Origin of the sequence: Pantoea sp. At-9b, assembly GCF_000175935.2 — a bacterium.
Taxonomy (GTDB): domain Bacteria; phylum Pseudomonadota; class Gammaproteobacteria; order Enterobacterales; family Enterobacteriaceae; genus Pantoea.
In genome coordinates this window covers 888186-904310 of record NC_014837.1, presented here as the reverse complement: position 1 = coordinate 904310, position 16125 = coordinate 888186, and the positions used below count along the sequence as shown (strand labels likewise).

Here is a 16125-nt window from a genome sequence, read left to right as displayed (position 1 = left end):
GCTTCGGCCGCCCTTTCTTTTGCCGGTTGTGGCAGCTGACTTGTTATTTACGGTTGTCCTTGTTTCAATAACGCCACTTTTTAAAACATGAGGATGTTGCCATGCGTTTTTTACCGCTCTGCTTGTTAGCATTGATGCTGACCGGGTGTGTGCGTGAATATCACCCGATAAGCAGTGCTTCATCGCACCCGCAGCAGCAATCCAGCGAACCGGAACGCCGCCCTGCACCGCGTCCGGCCCCGGTGAAGATTTACACGGATGCGACCGATTTGGTCAGCAAACCTTTCCGTGACCTCGGTGAAGTGTCTGGTGATGATTGCCAGAGCAGCACCCAGGATTCACCACCGAACCTCAACACGGCCCGTAAACGCCTGCAACTCAGAGCTGCCGGGATGAAGGCGAACGCCGTGCTCCTGCATAAATGCGAAATCGTCTCCAGCACTCCGGGTTGCTACCGTCAGGCCATCTGCCAGGGTTCTGCGCTGAAAGTTGCCAATCAATGAGTGAGTTTGCCTTTGCGCAAATCGGCGTAATCCATTCGCCGTGGAAAGAAAAATTCGCGGTTCCGCGCCAGCCAGGTCTGGTGCAGGATGGTACCGGTGAGCTGCATCTGCTGCCCCCTTACAACCAGGCTGAAGCGGTGCGCGGTCTCGAAGCGTTCAGCCATTTATGGGTGCTGTTTGTGTTTCATCAAACCATGGCAGGCGGTTGGCGGCCCACCGTGCGTCCGCCACGTCTGGGGGGGAATGCGCGCATGGGAGTCTTTGCCACGCGATCAACCTTCCGCCCCAATCCAATTGGCATGTCGCTGGTTGAACTCAAAGGGATTCGCTGCGAAAAGCAGCAGGTGATTTTGCAGCTGGGTAGCCTGGATTTGGTGGATGGCACCCCCGTGGTGGATATCAAACCTTATCTGCCCTTTGCCGAAGCCTTACCGGATGCACGCGCCGGATTTGCCCAGCAGGCTCCCGAAGCAGCCATGCCGGTGCGTTTCTCCGCACTGGCGCTGGCGCAAATCCAGCAGCAACAGAAGAACCACCCCCATCTGGCGCGCTTCATCAGCGATGTATTGGCGCAGGACCCGCGCCCGGCTTATCGCAAAGGTGAGGCCGTGGATCGTGAATATGCTGCCTGGCTGCTCGATTTTAATGTGCGCTGGCGCATTGACGAGACCGGCACCGAGGTGATCGCCCTCGATCCGCGCTAAAACGCGCTTTTGAGTGACGGATCTCGCTGGTACACTAGCCGCCAGCAAAATTTTTTGTCAGTGACCTTCCGTATAACTGGAATCGTAATCAATGCGTACTACTCAATATTTGCTCTCCACTCTGAAGGAGACGCCCTCCGATGCGGAAGTTATCAGCCACCAGCTGATGCTGCGTGCCGGGATGATCCGTAAACTGGCTTCAGGTCTGTATACCTGGCTGCCGACCGGTGTTCGCGTGCTGAGAAAAGTCGAAAACATCGTGCGTGAAGAGATGAACAACGCGGGTGCGATTGAGATCTCTATGCCGGTGGTTCAGCCTGCCGATCTGTGGGAAGAGAGTGGCCGTTGGGAGCAATATGGCCCCGAACTGCTGCGTATTAAAGACCGTCACGAGCGCCCGTTCGTGCTGGGTCCGACGCATGAAGAAGTGGTCACTGACCTGATCCGTAACGAGCTGAGCTCCTACAAGCAGTTGCCGCTCAACCTGTATCAGATCCAGACCAAATTCCGTGACGAAGTGCGTCCGCGCTTTGGTGTGATGCGTTCACGCGAGTTCATCATGAAAGATGCCTACTCGTTCCACACGTCACAGGAATCGTTGCAGGAAACCTACGACGCGATGTACCGCGCCTACAGCCAGAGCTTCAGCCGTATGGGGCTGGATTTCCGTGCGGTACAGGCGGATACCGGTTCCATCGGTGGTAGCGCTTCACATGAATTCCAGGTGCTGGCCCAGAGCGGTGAAGATGATGTGATCTTCTCCAGCGAATCTGATTACGCGGCCAACATTGAAAAAGCGGAGGCGCTGGCTCCGGCGGGTGAACGTCCGCAACCAACGCAGGCGATGGTGCAGTTCGACACGCCGCATGCGAAAACTATCGCCGAGCTGGTTGAGCAACATCAGCTGCCGATTGAGAAAACTGTTAAGACGCTGTTTGTCAAAGGCAGCGAAGAGAGCGGCCACGCGCTGGTTGCCCTGTTGCTGCGCGGCGATCATCAGCTGAATGAAGTAAAAGCAGAGAAACTGGATATCGTTGCTGCCCCGCTGGAGATGGCCACTGAAGCCGAAATCCGTGCGGTACTGGGCGCAGGTCCTGGCTCCCTCGGCCCGGTGGGTCTGACCATGCCGGTGATTGCTGACCGTACCGTAGCGAAAACCAGCGATTTCTGCGCCGGTGCCAACATCGATGGCAAACATTACGCCGGTATTAACTGGGGGCGTGACCTGCCGGAACCGCGTGTCGAAGATATCCGCAACGTGGTGGAAGGCGATCCCAGCCCAGACGGTAAAGGTACGCTGCTGATTAAACGTGGTATTGAAGTTGGCCACATCTTCCAGCTCGGCACCAAATATTCCGATGCGCTGAAAGCGGCGGTACAAGGCGAAGACGGTCGTAATCAGATCATGACGATGGGTTGCTACGGTATCGGTATCACCCGCGTGGTAGCTGCCGCGATTGAGCAGAACCATGATGAGCGTGGCATTATCTGGCCCGCTGCGCTGGCACCGTTCGAAGTGGCGATCCTGCCAATGAACATGCACAAATCTTTCCGCGTAAAAGAAGTGGCGGATGAGCTGTACAACGCGCTGCGTGCCAAAGGCATTGACGTGATTCTGGATGACCGTAAAGAGCGTCCGGGCGTGATGTTTGCCGATATGGAACTGATTGGTGTACCGCACACCATCGTGATTGGCGATCGTAACCTCGATAATGCCGAGATCGAGTACAAGGCGCGTTCCGCCAGCGAGAAAGAGATGATTAAGCACAGCGAAATCGTCGACTTCCTGGCAAAAGCCCTGAACAAGTAATGCCCCTGAGCGCCTCTGACCAGAGGCGCTTTTTTTAGCGCACTTTTCCCCGCAATGCCTTGGTACTACTCCGCCGCGCTTTGCCTTCCAGTCGTCGCTCCTTCGATGCTCGGGTAGGCCGGGTGGCTCGTCGTACTTTCTCCACCGTCGTCAATTCCCGGATTAAATTAATCAACCGCTGTAGTGCGGCTTCACGATTCATCTCCTGGCTGCGATACTCCTGCGCTTTGATAATCACCACCCCGTCTTCGGTGATCAAATGGTGACGCGCCCCCAGCAGCCGCTCTTTATAAAACGGCGGCAATGATGAGGCATTGATATCAAAACGCAGGTGGATGGCGGTTGAGGTTTTATTCACATGCTGCCCACCCGCCCCCTGGGCACGGATGGCGCTCAGCTCTACCTCATTTTCCGGCAGTGAAACCGAACGTGACAATACAATCATCTGTCACCTGCCGCAGGAAAAGATCCTGTACCGCGTAATAACCTGTCCATTAACTTAACCTTTTGTGCGCAGTGCACACGCTTAACCGCAGCGGATTTTGCCACTTTTCTGCTTTTCTCTGAAGGCTTCACGCTGCGCACTGGCTGATTTCAGTGAAATGCCTGTGATATAGTCTCCTATCAACCAGAGTATTGATACTCTGCTGAGGAGGTGAATGTGCAAAAGTATTGTGAGTTAGTTCGCCAGAAATATGCCGAGATTGGCAGCGGCGACCTGGGTTATGTGCCAGATGCCATTGGATGCGCGCTGAATGCACTCAATGATATTGCCGCTAATTCTGCGCTAAACTCTTCTGTCAGGGAACAGGCAGCCTATGCCGCTGCGAACTTATTGGTGAGCGACTATGTTGACGAATGAAGCCTACAAACCCATCAACTGCGATGACTACGACAACCTGGAACTCGCCTGCCAAAAACACTGGACGCTTGCGCTCGAATTAAAAAACGGTGATCAGCTCAAGGCGAAAGCCGTGGATATGATCTCACGCAAAAACGTCGAGTATCTTGCAGTCGACCTCTCCGGCGAGACCCGCGAGCTGCGGCTCGATCACATCGCCAGCTTCAGCCACCCTGAGCTGGGCACCGTCATCGTCAGCGAAGACGAGTAACCTTCCTACGGGCGGGAAATCCCACTCCCGCCCCCCTCGCTTAGGGTTGCAACGAACCGTAATACGCCGCCAAATCTTCCATATCCTGATCGCTTAACCCAGCCACAAACGCTTTCATCACCTCAGCTTGCCCTCCACTGCGCTCGCCCTTTTTGTAGGCTTGCAAGGCGTGCAGCAGATAAGGGGCATGTTGTCCGGCCAGATTGGGATACAGCGGCACGGCACTTTTCCCTTCCGCACCATGACATGCCAGGCAAGTGGCGGCTTTCTGCGCCCCCGCCTTAATATCACCGTCGGCCAGCGCCGGCAGTGCCACGGCGAAAAATGCCGCCGCAATCCAGTATTTCATCATTGCTCTCCGTTTTATTGTTGTTGTAACCAGACTGCCGTCCAGCCTTGCTCATTGCTGGCCGCGCCGTCACGGGTGATAAAAAACCCCGGGGCGCAGATTAACGTCTGGTTGTAGTAAATCAGTGGGATACGTTCGCGCTGCCAGGGCGGAACCCCCAGCTCCTGCCACAGTTTTTTCAGTTCACGGCCTCCCGCCCGTTCCAGCACGTGCACATAGCCCTGGGCCTTAAAACGGATACTCACCTGCTCGTCATCGGTCGGGAAACGCAGCCGGGCAATATCACAGCACGCCTGTAGCTCCCCGAGTGATTCAGGCAAAGGCAAAGGTTGCGAGCGGTCATGCCAGGTAAGTGAGTGCTGACTGAGGGAAGGCTGAGACGGAAGCCAGTAGAGTTGCTGGCGATAACGACGCAGTTCAAAAGCGCCAAAATGCAGGCAGGGTTGCGCATCTTCGCGGCTATGCATCACTTCGCGGGTGATACGCAGTAACGCATCACGCGAAGGCATGGTTCCGCCCTGCCCGGCAATCCAGCGGCGCAGCAGCGCATGGCGGCGTGCCTCCTGCATCGCCAGTAACGGCGTGAAGTTAAGCCGCCCCTGCTTGTCTGTCAATTGCGCCAGCTGTTCTGCCAGCAGTTCGTCCAGTAGCTGCTCCTGTTCACCACATAACGCGGCGCTGCGGGCAGCAGCAGCACTGAAATGCGGCCAACGCGCCTGGAGTAGCGGAAGTACCTGCTGGCGGAGAAAATTTCTGTCGTAGCGGCAATCCGCGTTGCTCTCGTCTTCAATCCAGCTCAGCTGATGCTGCGCCGCCCAACTTTCAAGCTGCTGGCGGCTAAGAGCCAGCAGCGGACGTAGATGGGTATTCTCCCCCAGAATGCGTTGCGATGGCATTGCTGCAAGGCCCGCCGGGCCACTGCCACGCTTCAGCGCCAGTAACAAGGTTTCACATTGATCGTCGAGGTGCTGGGCGGTAAGTAAGTGCTCACCGGGTTGCAGGTGCTGTAATAGCGCCTGATAACGCGCATCACGCGCTGCCGCCTCAATCCCCTGCTCACGCCCATCCACCCTGACACGGAGTACCTCACAGGGGATGTGCCACTGCTGGCAAAGGTGCTGGCAATGCGCCGCCCAGCTATCGGCGTTGGGGCTTAAACCATGATGAACATGCAATGCGCGCAGCTGCATCTGCGGGTGCTGCTGTCGCCAGCAAACCAGTTGATGCAGCAATACGGTGGAATCCAGCCCACCGCTGAACGCCAGCACGCAGCGGGCGTCGGGTGTCAGCAGTGCAGCAAGATGGGACAAAGACATGGCGCATTCCGTGAGAGCGAACCGCCCGATTGCGGCCCGCGACGGGCGCTATTTTACGCCTGATACAGCTCCAGCGGCAAACCATCCGGGTCCGAGAAGAAGGTACAGCTTTTACCGGTCAACGCATCGATACGAATCGGTTCGCAAATCACCCCCTTCTCAGCCAGCGCCGCGACCGACTGTTCCACATCTGCAACGCAGAATGCCAGGTGACGTAAACCGCAGGCTTCCGGCTGGCTGACGCGCGGTGGCGGCGACGGGAAGGAGAACAGTTCAATGGTGTAGACACCATTCAATCCGAGATCCCCTTTCCATGAATCACGCTCCGCCCGGTAAAACTCCCCCAACAGTTCAAAACCCAACACGTCACAATAAAATGCCTTACTGCGCGCATAATCGGTGGCAATGATGGCAATGTGGTGGATCTGTTTTATCTGTAGCATAGCGGCTCCGTTTTCTGGTTAGCCGCTTACCTTACGTGGCAGGCGGCCTGCTGAAAAGAGGCGTTTATCTGAAGTTAATGATCGTTCTCGCCTTTTAACACCCGCACCAGATAACGCCCATCCTCGGTCAGCGTTGCACCGTGGATGTCCGTCTCAAAGCCAGGATAGTGCCGTCCGATGGTGCAGAGCATCAACAGAAAATCGAGCACCGCACGGCTCTGCTCGGTAATCATCTCACCCGGCATGACCAAAGGTACGCCCGGCGGGTAGGGCAAAATCATATTGGCAGAGATACGCCCGACTAACTCACGAATATCCACCGTTTCCACCTGCCCCTTGACCTGCTGCTGGAAGGCCTGGTGTGGGGTCATCTTCATCTCCGGCAACACGTCAAACGCCTTGAGCATCAAACGGGGCAAATCATGTTGCAGGATCAGCTGATGAATCCCCTGCGCCAGCGTCTGAATACGCATGTTGCGGTAAAAATCGGGATCTTCGGCGTAGAGGTCCGGCAGCATGTTTTTCACCCGCAGATTGAGATCGTAGGCGCGTTTAAACTCGGTCAGGCCACGCAGCACGCTCATCGCTTTGGTTTTATCGATGCCAATGCTAAACAGGAACAGCAGGTTATACGGACCGGTTTTCTCCACCACCACACCGCGCTGGTCGAGGAATTTCGCGACCAGCGCCGCCGGAATCCCCTCTTCCGTCATCACACCCAACTCGCTCATCCCTGGCGTCAGGATCGTCACCTTAATCGGATCAAGGTACATATGATCGCAATCGGCTTGGGTAAAGCCGTGCCAATCCTCCTCGCCGGGTTGGATCGGCCAACATTCCGCTTCATCCACTTGCTCCGGCTGCCAGATATCGAAGAACCAGCCGTCTGACTCTTCGCGCAACCGCTGGATTTCACGCCGGAAATGCAGTGCTCTTTCTACCGAACGATTGATCAGACGCTTCCCCGGATTGCCTCGCAGCATCGCCGCTGCTGTCTCGATCGACGAGACAATCGCGTAGTTTGGCGACGTGGTGGTGTGCATCATGTAGGCTTCGTTAAAGGTCTGCTCGTCGTAGTCCCCTTTGATATGAATCAGCGAAGCCTGGGAAAATGCCGCCAGCAGCTTGTGCGTCGATTGCGTTTCATAGATCACCTTGCCCGGCACCCGATCGCCGCTCATGCCGCTTTTCCCGTCATAGATCGGGTGAAAATTGGTATAGGGTACCCAGGCAGAGTCAAAGTGGATCGACGGGACATCTAACGTCCGCTTGATATATTCGGTGTTATACAGCAAGCCATCATAGGTTGAGTTGGTGATCACCGCATGCACCGGCCAGCTGGCGCGCGGTGTGTTGTCGACTTTGTGCTGGATGCTGTCACGGGTAAATTCCCGCTGTGGTATCCCGCCGAGAATGCCCAGCGCGTTACGCGTTGGCTTCAGCCACAGCGGGATAATGTCGCTCATCATCAGCAGATGGGTCAGCGATTTATGGCAATTACGGTCAATCAGCACCGTGCTGCCCGTGGGTGCCGCATACATCCCCACGATCTTATTCGAAGTCGAGGTGCCATTGGTCACCATGTAACTCTGCTCTGCACCAAAGGTGCGGGCGACGTACTCTTCTGCTTCCAGATGTGGGCCGGTGTGGTCAAGCAGAGAACCCAGCTCCGTCACCGAAATCGAGATATCCGCTTTCAGCGTATTCGCGCCAAAAAAATCGTAGAACAAGCTGCCGACCGGGCTTTTCTGGAACGCCGTCCCGCCCATATGGCCGGGGGTGCAGAAGGTGTATTTGCCCTCTTTGACATAGGTAAATAACGCTTTGGTCAGCGGCGGGGTGATTTTGTCGATGTATTCATCGGTGTACTGGCGAATATGCAACGCGATGTCGTCAGCTACGCTCAGGGCATATTCGAAGAAATGCAGCGCCATGCGCATTTCATTGATGCTGACATCCAATTGTGAATGGGTGTTGATAAACGCGTACAGCGGCAGGTATTCGTTGAGTTGATTGATATCGCTGCAAAGCGACAAGCTGTAATCATCCCAGTCAAAAACCACGCCGCACACCCGGGGGTTGTGCTCAATCAGCTTCAGCAGGTCACTGGCATTGTGGGGATAGACGGTCTGGAAGCCTTGCAGCTTCAATGCTGCATCCAACTCACGCATCGGTTCATCTTTGTAGAAAACCCCGTGCGGTCCCATGATCGCAAGAATATTCAATGCTCACCTCCTGTGGTGTTGTGGCACTGAATAAGCATAGCGAAAAGCAGGCAGGGATTACCGTCAGAATGCTCTGCTGTTGCGCAGACACAAAAAAAGCGGACCGAAGTCCGCTTGTTTTGATCACATCGTTAATCAGGCGTAGCCGTAGCTCATCAGACGCTGATAACGACGGTTCAGCAACTCTTCGGTGCTGAGAGTATCGAGATCGGCCAGATCGGCCAGCAGCTGGTTTTTCAGCGCCGCAGCCATATCAACCGGATGACGATGTGCACCACCCAGCGGTTCCGGGATGATGGAGTCGATCAGTTTCAGCTCTTTCAGACGATCAGCGGTGATGCCCATCGCTTCTGCAGCCAGTGGGGCTTTGTCAGCGCTTTTCCACAGAATCGAAGCACAGCCTTCCGGTGAGATCACCGAATAGGTGCTGTACTGCAACATGTTGACTTTATCGCCCACGCCAATCGCCAGTGCACCACCGGAGCCGCCTTCGCCGATCACGGTACAGATCACCGGGATTTTCAGGCCAGACATCTCACGCAGGTTACGGGCAATCGCTTCCGACTGACCACGCTCCTCAGCACCGACGCCCGGATACGCGCCCGGGGTGTCAATGAAGGTAATCAGCGGCATCTTAAAGCGCTCTGCCATCTCCATCAGACGCAGCGCTTTACGGTAGCCCTCTGGTGCTGGCATACCGAAGTTGCGACGAATTTTCTCTTTGGTTTCACGACCTTTCTGATGACCAATGATCATCACCGGACGGCCATCGAGACGGGCAATACCGCCAACAATCGCTTTATCATCGGCATAGGCACGATCGCCAGCCAACTCGTCAAACTCATCAAAGGCATTGCGGACATAGTCCAGCGTATAAGGACGCAGCGGATGACGCGCCAGTTGCGCGACCTGCCATGCACCCAAATCGGAGAAGATTTTACGCGTCAGTTCTACGCTTTTCTCGCGCAGACGTTGCACTTCTTCGTCCAGATTAATATCGTGTTTCTCATCCTGACGACCAATCGATTTCAGCGAGTCGATTTTCGCTTCCAGTTCTGCGATTGGCTGTTCAAAATCCAGGTAATTAAGACTCATAATGTTCCTGTTTTAGTCAAACTCCAGTTCCACCTGCTCCGACCCAACTAACGATCGCAAATCGTTGAGTAAACGATCGCTGGGCGAAATACGCCACGCTGCACCAAAGCGCAGCTTCGCCCGCGCATCTGCTCTCTGATAATAGAGATGCACCGGAATGGTCCCGGAGCGATGAGGCTCCAGAGACTGGCGGAGACGGTTTAAAAGCTGGTCATCAATTTGCCTGTCCGTCAGCGAGATAGCAAGACCACGCGCGTATTTTTCCCGCGCTTCGTCAATGTCCATCACTTCACGGGCGGTCATTTTAAGGCCGCCGCTAAAGTCATCAAAGCTGACCTGTCCGCTGACGATCAGGATTCGGTCCTTCTCCAGCAACTGCTGGTATTTATCCAATGCATCGGTAAATAACATCACTTCCAGACGGCCAGAGCGGTCATCCAGAGTACAGATACCAATTCGGTTGCCACGCTTGGTGACCATCGTGCGGGCAGCAATCACCAGCCCTGCTGCGACGGTCACTTTACCACGATCGGTCGGATGCATGTCTTTGAGACGCATCCCACCGACGTAACGTTCGATTTCTTTCAGATACTGATTGATCGGGTGGCCGGTGAGGTACAACCCCAGCGTTTCACGCTCGCCATCCAGTTGAATTTGTTCCGGCCACGGTGTCACGCTGGCATAGGATTTCTCCACCTGCTCAGGTTCTTCCGCCAATACACCAAACATATCCGCCTGACCGATAGCCTCGGCTTTCGCATGTTGATCGGCGGCTTTCAGCGCATCGTTGAGCGAACTCATTAACGCGGCACGGTGTGGACCGAGACGATCGAACGCGCCGGACATGATCAGTTTTTCCATCACGCGGCGGTTGATCTTTTTGGTGTCGGTGCGCGCGCAAAGATCAAATAACTCTTTGAAGTAACCATCGCGGTTACGCGCTTCGAGGATCGCTTCAATCGGACCTTCACCGACCCCTTTGATCGCGCCAATGCCGTAAACGATCTCACCTTCATCGTTGACATGGAACGGATACAGCCCGGAGTTAATGTCTGGCGGCAGCACCTTCAGGCCCATCCGCCAGCACTCATCCACCAGGCCGACCACCTTCTCGGTGTTATCCATATCCGCGGTCATCACCGCCGCCATAAATTCTGCCGGATAGTGCGCTTTCAGCCACAGCGTTTGATAAGAAACCAGTGCATAAGCGGCGGAGTGCGATTTGTTGAAGCCATAACCCGCGAACTTCTCCACCAGGTCGAAGATCTTCATCGCCAATTCGCCATTGACGCCCATCTTCTCGGCCCCTTCCTGGAACACCGAGCGCTGCTTCGCCATCTCTTCCGGTTTCTTTTTACCCATGGCACGACGCAGCATATCCGCGCCGCCAAGAGTGTAACCAGACAGCACCTGGGCGATCTGCATGACCTGTTCCTGGTAAAGGATGATGCCGTAGGTCGGTTCCAGTACCGGTTGCAGTGACTCATGCTGCCACTCAATATCCGGGTAAGAGATCGCTTCACGGCCATGCTTACGGTCGATAAAGTTATCTACCATGCCGGACTGCAACGGCCCCGGACGGAACAACGCCACCAGTGCGATCATATCTTCGAAGCAGTCAGGCTTCAGACGTTTGATCAGATCCTTCATGCCGCGCGATTCAAGCTGGAACACGGCGGTGGTTTCCGCCCGTTGCAGCATATCGAAACTTTTTTTGTCGTCGAGCGGGATGGCAGCGATATCAATCGGTTCCAGCCCCTGCTTCTCCCGGCGCGGGTTAATCATCTTCAGCGCCCAGTCGATAATGGTGAGCGTGCGCAGGCCGAGGAAGTCGAACTTCACCAGACCGGCGTATTCCACGTCGTTTTTATCGAACTGCGTAACCGGGTGATGACCGTTTTCATCGCAGTACAGCGGGGCAAAGTCGGTAATTTTAGTCGGCGCGATCACCACACCACCGGCGTGTTTACCGGCGTTACGTGTGACACCTTCCAGCTTGCGCGCCATGTCAATCAGCGCTTTAACCTCTTCATCTGCCTCGTAGATTTCCGGCAGTTGCGGTTCAGCGGCAAACGCTTTTTCCAGCGTCATGCCCGGATCGGGTGGCACCAATTTGGAGATACGATCGACAAAGCCGTAAGGGTGACCCAGCACACGCCCCACGTCGCGGATAACCGCTTTCGCCGCCATCGTACCGAAGGTAATGATCTGTGATACCGCCTCGCGGCCATACATCTCGGCGACGTGATCGATGACCAGGTCGCGTTTTTCCATGCAGAAATCGACGTCGAAGTCAGGCATCGACACACGTTCCGGGTTCAGGAAACGTTCGAACAGCAGGTCAAACTCAAGCGGGTCGAGGTCAGTAATTTTCAGCGCATAGGCCACCAGCGAACCGGCACCGGAACCACGTCCTGGTCCTACCGGTACGCCGTTATCTTTCGACCACTGGATAAACTCCATTACGATCAGGAAGTAGCCGGGGAAGCCCATCTGGTTAATAACGTTAAGTTCGATCTCCAGACGTTCGTCATATTCCTGGCGCTTCTCAGCACGTACCGCCGGGTCGGGGAACAGAAACTCCAGACGTTCTTCCAGACCTTCACGCGATTTCACCACGAGGAAATCTTCGGTGGTCATATCACCGGTCGGGAACTGCGGCAGGAAGTATTCGCCCAGACGTACCGTGACATTACAACGCTTAGCAATTTCTACGCTATTTTCCAGCGCTTCCGGGATGTCCGAGAACAACTCGCACATCTCCGCTTCGCTGCGCATATATTGCTGAGGGCTGTAGTTACGTGGACGCTTGGGATCGTCCAGTGTGTAACCATCATGAATCGCCACGCGAATTTCATGCGCGTCAAAATCTTCTTCATTAAGGAAACAGACTTCATTGGTGGCCACGACCGGCACGCCTTCGGCAATCGCCAACTCCACTGCCGAATGCAGATAGCCCTCTTCATCCGGGCGACCGGTACGCGTCAGCTCAAGATAGTAGCGATCGGGGAAGTGCTGCTGATAAAACGCCAGGCACTGTGCTACCAGCGCATTGTTGCCGCGCAATAAGCTGCGCCCCACATCACCACGGCGGCCACCAGAAAGCAGAATTAACCCTTCCTGATACTCAGCCAACCAGTCACGATCAATCACCGGACCGGCAATACCATAGCCCCGTTGGTAAGCGCGGGAAATCAACAACGTCAGGTTTTGATAACCGGTGTTGTTGGCCGCCAGTACCGTGAGCTGCGTCAGCTCATCGCCCATTAACTCGCTAACGACGTTAAAATCGGCACCAATAATCGGTTTCACCCCGGCACCGTGCGCAGTGCCATAGAATTTCACCAGCCCGCACAGGTTGGTGAAATCGGTAATGGCGATAGCAGGCATACCTAAAGCGGCCGCCTTTTTTACCAACGGCCCGGTCTTCGCCAGGCCATCCACCATGGAATAGTCGCTATGGACGCGCAGATGTATAAAACGGGGTTCAGCCATATCAGTTTCCGGTTAAAACAGCGTCAGGCTATTAAAGCGTAGTCGGCTGGCGCGCGGCCAGCACGTCGGCATCAATCAAGGCATTACGCACCGGCGCGAAGCTGCGGCGGTGATGAGGCGTGGCACCATGCTGGGTCAATCTTTCCATGTGCAGTGCCGTCGGATACCCCTTGTGCTGGGCGAAGCCATATTGCGGGAAAAGCGCATCCAGTTCGGCCATTTCGCGATCGCGCGTGACTTTCGCCAGGATCGATGCGGCACTGATCTCTGCCACCAGGCTATCACCTTTGACCACCGCCTGCGATGGCATCGGCAACGCCGGGCAACGGTTGCCATCGATCAACACAAAATCAGGGACCAATGGCAAACCGGCCACCGCTCGCTGCATGGCCAGCATGGTGGCGTGCAGAATGTTGATCTGATCGATCTCTTCTGGCTCAGCACGTCCCAGGCTCCAGGCCAGCGCTTTCTCTTTGATCTCGTCATACAGCGCCAGACGGCGTTTCTCAGACAATTTTTTGGAATCGGCCAGACCGATAATCGGTTGCGCAGGATCGAGGATCACCGCTGCTGTGACCACTGCGCCGACCAGCGGCCCGCGCCCTACTTCATCAACACCGGCAATCAACCGCGCATTGGGATAAATAAACTCAGCCATGAGCAATCTCCAGTACGGCATCCGCGGCCTGCTCATCAGCATTCCAGCGAATCTGTGCATGTAATTCGTTGAACGTCGCCAGCAGCGCATCGCGCTCAGCACCCGCATGTAACAACGGCTCCAGAGCAGCGGCTAACGCTTCCGGTTGGCACTCATCCTGCAACAGTTCTTTTACCAGCTCGCGCCCGGCAAGCAAATTAGGCAAAGAGACGTAAGGGGTTTTGACCAGACGTTTCGCCAGCCAGAAGGTGAACGGTTTCATACGATACCCCACCACCATCGGGCATTTTGCCAGCATACATTCCAGCGCTGCGGTTCCCGATGCCAGAATGGCTGCATCGCTGGCGATCATCGCTGCACGCCCTTTGCCATCCAGCAGGTGCATCGGTAATTCCGGTGCCACTTCTGCTTTGATGTGCTCGAACTGTGCACGACGTTTCGCATTCACCAGCGGAACGACGATCTCCAATGTCGGATAGCGCTGGCGCAGCAGTTGTGCCGCACGCAGAAAATCCGCGCTGAGCATTTCAACTTCAGCACCACGGCTGCCCGGCAGCAGGCCAAGACAGATGGCATCGTCAGCAATCCCTAAGTCGCGTCGTGCCGCCAGCTTATCGGGCTGCATCGGCATCGCATCTGCCATCGTGTGGCCGATAAAACGGCACGGCACGTTGAAACGATCGTAAAACGCTTTTTCAAACGGCAGAAAGGCCAACACGAGGTTAGTGTTGCGGCCAATTTTGAATACACGCTTTTGACGCCAGGCCCAAACGGAGGGGCTGACATAATGAATAGTGCGAATTCCGGCGCGCTTCAGACGGCCTTCCAGCGTGATATTAAAATCAGGCGCATCGATGCCGACAAACACATCCGGTTGCAGTGCTGTGAAGCGCTGCGTCAGGTCACGACGAATTTTTAACAGTCGCGGCAGACGTTCCAGCACTTCAACAATACCCATGACGGCCAGTTCTTCCATCTCATACCAGGCTTCGCAGCCTTCGGCCTGCATCAGCGGACCGGCAACGCCAACAAAGCGGGCATCAGGATGGCGCGCTTTTAACGCACGAATGAGACCGGCACCAAGAATATCGCCGGAGGTTTCTCCGGCGACCAGGGCAATCGTTAAGGGACGCACTGACATGGATTAACGAATCAATCCACGGGTAGAACGGGCAAAGAAGTCATAGAAGGGCTGAACTTCGCTATGCTGTTTCGCCAGCGCTTCAATTTCCGGCTTCGCTTCATCCAGCGTTTTGTTGCTGCGATACAGCAACTTGTACGCATTGCGAATCGCATGCAGGGCTTCTTTGCTGAACCCGCGACGCTTCAGGCCTTCAATGTTGATACCAAAAGGCGTCGCGTGATTTCCCTGCGCAATGACATACGGTGGTACGTCCTGCGCAACGCCAGAACAACCGCCGACCATCACATGCGCACCAATAGTGCACCACTGGTGTACCGCCGTCATCCCACCGATGATCGCGAAATCATCAACCGTGACGTGGCCGCCCAGCGTGGCGTTATTGGCGAAAATGCAGCGATTGCCAATCACGCAATCATGCGCAATATGGGCATTCACCATCAGCAAGTTGTCGCTGCCGACTTTGGTCAGGCCACCGCCCTGCACCGTACCACGGTGAATCGTGACGCTTTCGCGGATGCGATTGCGATCGCCGATTTCCACACGCGTCGGTTCACCCGCATACTTCAGGTCCTGGTTTACTTCGCCGATGGAAGCAAACTGGTAGATCTGGTTGTCTTTGCCGATACGCGTATGGCCACTCACCACCACGTGCGATTTAAGTACCGTACCTTCACCAATTTCCACGTTGGCACCGATAAAGCAAAACGGGCCGATGTGAACATTGGCACCAATGACGGCACCTTCTTCAATAACGGAACTGGGATGGATGTTGGCGGTTGAATCAATCACTAATTATGCCTCCCGGCTACGGGCACACATCATGGTCGCTTCACAGACAATCTTGCCGTCCACGGTTGCTACGCCTTTAAAGCGCGTCAGGCCACGACGCGTTTTCTCGAAAGTCACTTCCATGATCATCTGGTCGCCCGGCACAACCGGACGTTTGAAACGGGCTTCATCGATACCGGCGAAGTAGTAAAGTTCGCCCGGCTCCAGTTTGCCGACACTTTTGAATGCCAGAATACCGGTGGCCTGCGCCATCGCTTCCAGGATCAGAACGCCTGGGAAAATCGGTTTACCAGGGAAGTGTCCCTGGAAAAACGGTTCGTTTACAGAAACGTTCTTCACCGCACGCAGATACTTGTGCTCTTCAAATTCCAACACACGGTCAACCAGCAGGAATGGGTAGCGGTGCGGCAGCAGTTCTAAAATCTCTTCAATTTTCAGAGTATGCGTTTCAGTAGTCAAAATACTCTTCCTGTCCTAAAAAT

General features: G+C 55.3%; 16 protein-coding genes. 5 read left to right on the top strand and 11 right to left on the bottom strand.

Features of this window, described 5'->3' with window-relative positions; all coding sequences use genetic code 11:
- Positions 1-101: 101 nt before the first annotated feature.
- From rcsF to proS, 3 genes are all read left to right on the top strand, one after another.
- On the top strand, positions 102-503 hold the full coding sequence (rcsF, locus tag PAT9B_RS03955; protein ID WP_013507968.1) for an Rcs stress response system protein RcsF: 402 nt from the start codon (positions 102-104) through the stop codon (positions 501-503).
- Positions 500-1207, top strand: coding sequence for a tRNA (N6-threonylcarbamoyladenosine(37)-N6)-methyltransferase TrmO (gene tsaA / locus PAT9B_RS03950; RefSeq protein WP_013507967.1), 708 nt, complete (start codon positions 500-502; stop codon positions 1205-1207). The genes rcsF and tsaA overlap by 4 nt, the downstream gene beginning before the upstream one ends.
- A gap of 91 nt (positions 1208-1298) precedes the next feature.
- Positions 1299-3017 carry a proline--tRNA ligase gene (proS, locus tag PAT9B_RS03945; protein WP_013507966.1) on the top strand — a complete coding sequence of 573 codons (1719 nt, stop codon included), beginning with the start codon at positions 1299-1301 and terminating at the stop codon, positions 3015-3017.
- A 34-nt stretch (positions 3018-3051) separates the two neighbouring features.
- Here proS and arfB read toward each other — a convergent pair whose 3' ends face one another.
- Positions 3052-3462, bottom strand: coding sequence for an alternative ribosome rescue aminoacyl-tRNA hydrolase ArfB (gene arfB / locus PAT9B_RS03940; protein ID WP_013507965.1), 411 nt, complete (start codon positions 3460-3462; stop codon positions 3052-3054).
- A 216-nt stretch (positions 3463-3678) separates the two neighbouring features.
- On the opposite strand from arfB, the gene PAT9B_RS03935 reads away from it, so the two are divergent.
- Together PAT9B_RS03935 and rof are read left to right on the top strand one after the other, a co-directional pair.
- Positions 3679-3879, top strand: a complete 201-nt coding sequence (locus tag PAT9B_RS03935; RefSeq protein WP_013507964.1) for a YaeP family protein — start codon at positions 3679-3681, stop codon at positions 3877-3879.
- On the top strand, positions 3866-4129 hold the full coding sequence (gene rof / locus PAT9B_RS03930) for a Rho-binding antiterminator (protein ID WP_013507963.1): 264 nt from the start codon (positions 3866-3868) through the stop codon (positions 4127-4129). Before PAT9B_RS03935 ends, rof begins: the two co-directional genes overlap by 14 nt.
- A gap of 40 nt (positions 4130-4169) precedes the next feature.
- Here rof and PAT9B_RS03925 read toward each other — a convergent pair whose 3' ends face one another.
- The 10 genes from PAT9B_RS03925 to fabZ form a co-directional block, all read right to left on the bottom strand.
- Positions 4170-4478, bottom strand: a complete 309-nt coding sequence (locus PAT9B_RS03925) for a cytochrome c (RefSeq protein ID WP_013507962.1) — start codon at positions 4476-4478, stop codon at positions 4170-4172.
- 14 nt (positions 4479-4492) lie between these two features.
- Positions 4493-5794, bottom strand: a complete 1302-nt coding sequence (gene tilS, locus PAT9B_RS03920) for a tRNA lysidine(34) synthetase TilS (protein ID WP_013507961.1) — start codon at positions 5792-5794, stop codon at positions 4493-4495.
- Positions 5795-5847: 53 nt separating this feature from the next.
- Positions 5848-6237, bottom strand: coding sequence for a VOC family protein (locus PAT9B_RS03915; protein ID WP_013507960.1), 390 nt, complete (start codon positions 6235-6237; stop codon positions 5848-5850).
- A 74-nt stretch (positions 6238-6311) separates the two neighbouring features.
- Complete coding sequence (locus PAT9B_RS03910) at positions 6312-8462, bottom strand: lysine decarboxylase LdcC (RefSeq protein ID WP_013507959.1); 2151 nt, start codon at positions 8460-8462, stop codon at positions 6312-6314.
- A 135-nt stretch (positions 8463-8597) separates the two neighbouring features.
- Entirely contained in the window at positions 8598-9557 is a 960-nt protein-coding gene (accA, locus tag PAT9B_RS03905) for an acetyl-CoA carboxylase carboxyl transferase subunit alpha (RefSeq protein WP_013507958.1), read from the bottom strand.
- A 12-nt stretch (positions 9558-9569) separates the two neighbouring features.
- Positions 9570-13052, bottom strand: coding sequence for a DNA polymerase III subunit alpha (gene dnaE, locus PAT9B_RS03900; RefSeq protein ID WP_013507957.1), 3483 nt, complete (start codon positions 13050-13052; stop codon positions 9570-9572).
- Between the two features lie 31 nt (positions 13053-13083).
- The gene (gene rnhB / locus PAT9B_RS03895; RefSeq protein WP_013507956.1) at positions 13084-13710 is read right to left on the bottom strand and encodes a ribonuclease HII; all 627 of its coding nucleotides are present in this window, start codon (positions 13708-13710) and stop codon (positions 13084-13086) included.
- Positions 13703-14851 (bottom strand): lipid-A-disaccharide synthase, encoded by a 1149-nt coding sequence (gene lpxB / locus PAT9B_RS03890; protein WP_013507955.1) that lies wholly within the window; start codon positions 14849-14851, stop codon positions 13703-13705. Before lpxB ends, rnhB begins: the two co-directional genes overlap by 8 nt.
- 3 nt (positions 14852-14854) lie before the next feature.
- On the bottom strand, positions 14855-15643 hold the full coding sequence (gene lpxA / locus PAT9B_RS03885) for an acyl-ACP--UDP-N-acetylglucosamine O-acyltransferase (RefSeq protein WP_013507954.1): 789 nt from the start codon (positions 15641-15643) through the stop codon (positions 14855-14857).
- A gap of 3 nt (positions 15644-15646) precedes the next feature.
- The gene (gene fabZ, locus PAT9B_RS03880; protein WP_013507953.1) at positions 15647-16102 is read right to left on the bottom strand and encodes a 3-hydroxyacyl-ACP dehydratase FabZ; all 456 of its coding nucleotides are present in this window, start codon (positions 16100-16102) and stop codon (positions 15647-15649) included.
- Between the last annotated feature and the right edge of the window lie 23 nt (positions 16103-16125).